The organism is Rathayibacter tanaceti, from assembly GCF_001634385.1.
Classification (GTDB): domain Bacteria; phylum Actinomycetota; class Actinomycetes; order Actinomycetales; family Microbacteriaceae; genus Rathayibacter; species Rathayibacter tanaceti.
This window is the reverse complement of record NZ_LIIN01000145.1, coordinates 1-6,278: the sequence shown is the minus strand read 5'-3', so window position 1 is coordinate 6,278 and position 6,278 is coordinate 1. Positions and strand designations below refer to the sequence as shown.

The following is a 6,278-nucleotide window of genomic DNA, read 5'->3' as shown; positions in this document are numbered from 1 at the left end:
GTCGCTTCGTCCCCTCCCCGTGCGCCGCCCCGGGCGCCATGAGGTGCAGCAGCCAGTTCTTCTCGCTCCCGCCTTCGACCCGGTGTGCAGCAGGGCGTAGCGGCGGGGCTCGCCGCCGAGACCGCCGTCTGCGCGCCCGCTGAGCACGGCGATCACCTCCTCGCCCTCCCGCCACTTCTCGAGCGCGTAGCTGCCCTCGTCCCAGATGCGGACCTCGCCGCCGCCGTACTCGCCGGCCGGGATGGTGCCCTCGAAGGTCGCGTACTCGAGCGGGTGGTCCTCTGTCTGCACGGCGAGCCGGTTCGGGTCGCCTCCAGCGGCGGGCCCTTGGGCACGGCCCAGCTGACGAGCACGCCGTCGTGCTCGAGGCGGAAGTCGTAGTGCAGGCGTCGGGCGTGGTGCTCCTGGATCACGAAGGTGTCGCCCGAGGCGGTGGTGCCGGACCCGGGCTCGGGTACGGGCTCCGGGGTTCGGGCGGCGTCGCGCATGCTGCGGTAGGCGGCGAGCCGGTCGGCGGAGGCCTCGGTCGCGGCGAAGCCCGCCATCCGCTCCGGAGTCGGTTCCACCCCGGCGCCGCGAGCCGCGAGCAGCGGCTGGAGCAGGTCGCCGTCGCTCCTGAGCCGCTCGATCACCTCGTCCGGTGCGAGCTGGCGCAGGCCCGCAGCGCCCAGTTCCTCCCAGCTGCGGGGTGCGGCAGCGGCGGGCAGGAGGCGTCCCCGCAGCGAGTACGGCGCGATCGTCGTCTTCGCGGCCGCGTTCTGGCTCCAGTCGACCAGGACTTTGCCCTCGCGCAGGGTTCTCTTCATGTCCGAGACGACGAGGTCGCGGTGGTCGGATTCGAGAGCCCGCGCCAGCTCGTGGGCGACGGTCGAGATCTGCTCGCTGGTGGCGGAGGCGCCGAGCGCGCAGTAGAGGTGGATGCCCTTGCTGCCGCTGGTGACGGGCAGCGGCGCCAGCCCCATCCCCTCGAGCAGGTCGCGCGCCAGGAACGCCACTTCGGCGCACTCCGCGAGACCGGCGCCCTCGCCGGGGTCGAGATCGAGCACGAGGCGGTCCGGTGGGCGGCGTTCGCCGGCCGATCCGACGCGCCACTGCGGCACGTGCAGTTCGAGCGACGCCTGCTGCGCGAGCCAGGTCAGCCCGGCGACGTCGTCGACGAGCGGGTACTCGATGTCGCGCGAGGCGTGTGTGAGCCGGGTGCGGCTCAGCCAGTGCGGGGCGGAGGAGGGGAGGTTCTTCTCGAAGAAGACCTCGCCCGGCTGCTCGGCCGTTCCGACTCCGTCGACCCAGCGTTTGCGGGTGACCGGCCGACGTGCCACGTGCGGCAGCATCGCGGAGGCGACGGAGGCGTAATAGCCGAGCACGTCGGCCTTGGTGTACCCCGCCTCCGGGTACACGAGCTTGTCGAGGTGGGTCAGTCGGAGGCGCCGTCCCGCCACGGTGACGAGCTGCTGTGACGATGCCATGCTCCCCATGGTGGAACCCCGCGCCCGCCGAGGGAACCCCGGACGTCCTGCCGAGGGAACCCCGGAGCGTCGAGGGAGCCTGCTGCAGAGGGCTCTCTCGAGCGTTCGGGGTTCCCTCGGTGTCGGCGAGTAGCCTCTGGCCATCACGTCCGAATGGAGCTCCTGTGCCCGACACGATCGACGACATCCCCCTGACCACCATCGACGGCGCCGCGTCGACCCTCGCCGACTACCCTCCTGTGCGACTGGTCGTCAACGTCGCCTCCCGCTGCGGTCTCGCCCCGCAGTACGAGAAGCTCGAGACGTTGCAGAAGACCTACGGCGAGCGCGGATTCACGGTGCTGGGCTTCCCCAGCAACCAGTTCCTCCAGGAGCTGAGCGATGAGGACCGGATCAAGGAGTACTGCTCGACCACCTGGGGAGTCACGTTCCCGATGTTCGAGAAGGTGCGCGTCAACGGCCGCTCGGCCCATCCCCTCTACGCCGAGCTGACGAAGACCGAGGACGAGGAGGGCAAGGCGGCCGGGTGAAGTGGAACTTCGAGAAGTTCCTGATCACCGCCGACGGCACGGTGCACCGCTTCCGCCCGTCGGTCGAGCCGGACGACCCGCGGATCGTCGGTCTGATCGAAGCCTCACTCCCCGCCTGAGCGCGCGACCCGCCCGGCGCGGCGGGCGCGCCGCCGCATCACGACGAGCGCGACCGCCGCGAGGACGCGACCACAGCCAGCACCGCGCGTCCGGCACTGCGCCCGCCGTGTCGAGTGTCCATCCCTCGATGCGCACCGCGGCGGAGGCGCCGAGCCCGCCGCCGAGGCTCGCCGTGCCGTGCGTGGCCAGGAGCAGCGCGCCGAGCGCCACCGTGATACCGCCTCCGACGACTGCCGAGAGCGTCGTGCGCCAGCGCCGAGCCGCACCTCCCGCGGCCGCACGAGCGTGCGCACGACGGGCAGTCGGGACCAGAGCAGGCTCAGCACGAGCAGTGGGAACGCCATCCCGGCGGCGAAGACCAGCAGCGCGACCCCTCCGGCGAGCGCGTCCCCGCTCACTGCGGCGAAGGTCAGTACCGTGCCGAGTACGGGACCGGCGCAGACCCCCGCGAGCCCGTAGACCGTCCCGAGCGCGTAGACGCTCGCCGTCGTCGTGCCGCCCGCGACGTGGTGCGAGAGGAACGGGAGCGGCAGGCCGCTGAGCATCAGCAGGCCGAGGGCGATCACGAGCACCGCGGCGGCGGTGACGACCGCCTCCCGATGCTCGGCGACGAACGCGCCGACGGTGCCCGCGAGCACGCCGAGCGGGACGAGCGTGGTGATCAGCCCGAGGTAGAACACCGCCGTCTTGCCCAGCACCGCAGTCGGAGACGCGAAGGCGTACGAGAAGAAGGCGGGCAGCACCATGACCGAGCACGGGCTGAGGAGGGTCAGCAGGCCGCCCGCGAAGGCGCCGAGGAGTCCGAGCTCCACCGCTCAGGCGCCCGCGAGCGCGGAGTCGAGCAGCGCGCGGAACCGGTCGACCGGCTGCGCGCCCGAGAGCACGGTCCCGTCGGCGACGAAGAAGGGGACACTGGTGACGCCGAGCCGCTGGGCGCTCACCGTGTCCTGCTCAACCGCCTGGAGCAGGGAGGGATCGTCGAGGTCGGCCTCGAAGCGGGCGAGGTCGGCGACTCCGGCTGTGCGCGCGAAGTCGATCAGCTTCTCGCGCGGTAGGTCGGGGTGCCCGGAGTCGGGCGCCGCCTGGAACACGGCGTCGAGATAGTCGGCGAACGCCCCCTGACGGCCCGCGGCGCGCGCGGCGACGGACGCCTGCGCGGACTGCTCACCGAAGAAGGCGACGTCGTGGAACTCGACCCGCACCTTCCCGGCGACCACGTAGTCCTGGACGATCGAGGGGAGGGTCTCGCGGCCGAACTGCGCGCAGAAGGGGCAGCGGAGGTCGGTCCACTCGGTGAGCACCACCGGGGCGTCGAGGGAGCCGATCGCGGCCGGATCGTCGGCGTCGCGTCGCTCGATGCTCGGCTGCTGCTCTGCCGTGGCGGTCGATGTGGGGGCGGCGAGCGGTGCGCCTCCCGACCCGGCTTGCCCGAGCGCCACGACTCCGAGGAACAGCGCCGCCGCGACGAGGATCACGATGGCGCTCCGATAGGGGCGGAGCGTGGAGCGGATGGTCGCGGTGCGGGGGTGAGGACTGCTCATCCGACCGAGCGTAGCCAGACGCGTCCGTGCAGCGCCTGAGGGCGCCGCGTGCGTTCTCGCGCCGACGGCAGTCCGAGGCCGGCTGGGTCAGGCGCCCTGGTGCGGCTCCTCGGGCTCGGGCAGGACGGACAGCTCGCCGTGCATGCTCGCGACGCTGAGCATCTGCTCGATCCAGGCGCGGTTGAGCTTGGGCTGGTGAGCCTCGCTGAAGCGGAAGTGCAGCGGCACCGACGGGTGCAGCCACACCGAGCTCCGGCCGTGACCGGTGGAGGCGTCCTCCATCCACGACAGCGAGAAGGCTTCGTTGCGCCGCAGCTTCGAGAGAACAGCGACCTTGAGGTGTGCGAGGACTCGCTCCTCGAATTCGATCTCGAGGTTCTGCGGTCCGTAGATGAGCGTGGCCACGGGCCCCCTTCGTCCATCAGGCCGTCCCGGTCGGACAGCTCCTCGGGGACGGTATCCGCTCGACCCCCGGGTCGGGGAATCGGGTAGGAGACACGCCGGACCCCCATTGACAGCCCCGGTGAGGGGCCGTATCCGAGGGCAGGCGAGTCCAGCGCCACGATAGTCGACGAGTGTCGTTCGAGTCGACAGTCCGGCGGGGATCTCCGACTCGCGGAGACCCGTTCGGCTCGCCGGATCGCGGGCGGTGCTCCCGTGGGCCGATCGGGATCCCGCGTGCCGCGGGTGCCTCCGGGAGTCGCCTCCGTCGGCCCGGAGGAGCGTCACGGCCCGGGCGGGGAGTCCCAGCCCTCCTGAGGCGTCGCGCATGTGCCGCGGAACACGTACTGCGACGGGAGCTTGCGCTGGTGCGACGACCAGTCGATAGCCGGGCGCCGCTGCTCCGGAGGCAGGTACCCGAGCCGGTACACCGCCATCAGCTCCAGATCGTCGGGCACGGCCAGCAGCGACTCGATCTGCGCCCACGCGCCGGGCACCTCCATCGGGAACGACACGAACTGGATCCCCATCCCGACCTCCACCGTCGTCAGCCAGACGTTCTCCATCGCCGCGCCCATGCTGAACACCGAGTAGAACGACGAGAGCTCGCCCGGCCGGTACTCGGAGCGGTCCAGCATCACCCCGAGCAGCAGCGGCGAGCCCGCGACGAGTCGGCGGTTCTCCTCGCCGAGCGTCTGCGGCACCCGCAGGGAGTTCATCAGGAACTGTCCTCGCTTGGTGAAGACCTGCTTGGTGAAGGGGCGGAGCGGAGCGGGCAGCCGATCGAAGAGCATCCCGTCGCGCCGCTGCTCCATCTCGTCGCTGCTGAAGCGGAAGTAGGGCTTGTAGCGCTCGAAGAAGGTGCCGTTCGACATCGCCGTCGTCATACTCTCGCCGCTGATCGCTGCGATCCGCTCGATGGTCTCCCGCTCGTCGATGAGCACGAACCGCCACGGCTGACTGTTCAGCTGGGAGGGGGCCCGGCCGGCCACCTCCATCAGGAGCCGCTGGTGCTCCTCGGAGACGGGATCGGGCAGGAACGCGCCGTTGGTGGTCTTCCGGCGCCGGACGACATCGAGGAACTCCATGCCTCGATCCTGCCCCGTCCCGGCTGTGCGCCGGCGCGGTCGCCGTCGCCCCTCGCGCTCGCGTCCCCTCTTTGCGAGGGTTGCTCGTCGCGGATCGCGAATGTAGACCAGAGGGCAGCCCGCTCGCAGAGAGGGATCTGACCGTCGGGGCCGGCCCGCTGGAGTGATAGTGAGAGTGACCCTTCGTCGGCGCAGCGAACGAGACCAGAGAGAAGAATCGTGACTCACGGAAGTAGAGCGCTTCTGCTGCTGATCAGCGGACTCCTCGTGGTGGGGTCCAGCTCGTCCTTCCTCCGAGGCGGGGGCGAAACGGGGCCGGCGATGCTCGGCATCGCCAGTGGCGTATTCACGGTGCTGGCGGCGCTGTACGAGTACACAAATGCCAGGCGGATCGCTCGGTCCGCTCGATCCAGTGCAGTCGACGACAGTCGTCCTCGATGACGGACCCCCGCCGACGACGCTGCTGACGACTCCCGACGGCCGCCCCGCCTGTGCCCGCCCCGGAGGCGCGGGGTAGCATCGAGGGTCCTGTGCCGGCCGACGGAAGCGGTGGAACGATGAAGACGAGGGTCATCTTCTACCTCGTGGGCGGTGTGCTCGTGCTCGGCGCGGGCATCAATTCGGTCGCGAGCACCGGCTTCTCGGTGCCGAACCTGCTGACGATGCTCTGCGGTGCCCTCATCCTTGCGATCGCCGGCTGGCAGGCTCTGCGCTCCTGGCGTGCCGACTCCGACCGCGACGTCGAGCCCCTCGCTAGCGACGCGTCCGCAGCAGCGCGGCGAGCACGAACGGAGCCGCAGCCAGCGCGATCGCCGGGTGCCGCCTCCCGTGCGTCCCCGCGAAGGGGATGACCGCCAGCGGGACGCCCGCGGGAGCGAGCGCGGCCGCGGCCCGCGGATCCGATCGGCGCAGCATCGCCCAGGCGAGGGCCGTGAGAGTCGACGTGCAGATGTAGAGCGCATGGTGGATCCAGTGCCAGCGGCCGGTGTGCGCGACCCCCGCCGCGACAGCCGTGCCGAGCGCGCAGTTGGCGGAGTAGCTGACGGCGGCGGCCCGCAGCCAGCCGGCGCCCGCTCGACTCGCGCCCGCCGG

General features: G+C 71.4%; 5 protein-coding genes and 2 pseudogenes. 1 reads left to right on the top strand and 6 read right to left on the bottom strand.

Going from position 1 to position 6,278, the window contains the following annotated elements:
* Window positions 1-1,466, bottom strand: a pseudogene (gene ligD / locus ACH61_RS13465) (non-homologous end-joining DNA ligase); the annotation flags it as partial.
* A gap of 164 nt (window positions 1,467-1,630) precedes the next feature.
* On the opposite strand from ligD, the pseudogene ACH61_RS13460 reads away from it, so the two are divergent.
* Window positions 1,631-2,115 (top strand): annotated as a pseudogene (locus ACH61_RS13460) (glutathione peroxidase).
* On the opposite strand, the gene ACH61_RS13455 reads toward ACH61_RS13460, so the two are convergent.
* The 5 genes from ACH61_RS13455 to ACH61_RS13435 all read right to left on the bottom strand — a co-directional run.
* Complete coding sequence (locus ACH61_RS13455; RefSeq protein WP_236713691.1) at window positions 2,101-2,928, bottom strand: cytochrome c biogenesis CcdA family protein; 828 nt, start codon at window positions 2,926-2,928, stop codon at window positions 2,101-2,103. The pseudogene ACH61_RS13460 and the gene ACH61_RS13455 overlap by 15 nt on opposite strands.
* A 3-nt stretch (window positions 2,929-2,931) precedes the next feature.
* A complete protein-coding gene (locus ACH61_RS13450; RefSeq protein ID WP_082845274.1) occupies window positions 2,932-3,657 on the bottom strand; it encodes a DsbA family protein in 726 nt (241 codons plus the stop codon).
* An 87-nt stretch (window positions 3,658-3,744) separates the two neighbouring features.
* Entirely contained in the window at window positions 3,745-4,062 is a 318-nt protein-coding gene (locus tag ACH61_RS13445) for a DUF7882 family protein (RefSeq protein WP_068212909.1), read from the bottom strand.
* 320 nt (window positions 4,063-4,382) lie between these two features.
* Entirely contained in the window at window positions 4,383-5,186 is an 804-nt protein-coding gene (locus tag ACH61_RS13440) for a nitroreductase family protein (protein WP_068212907.1), read from the bottom strand.
* A 753-nt stretch (window positions 5,187-5,939) separates the two neighbouring features.
* The coding region (locus ACH61_RS13435) for a hypothetical protein (RefSeq protein ID WP_330220177.1) at window positions 5,940-6,278 on the bottom strand (339 nt) is incomplete at its 5' end.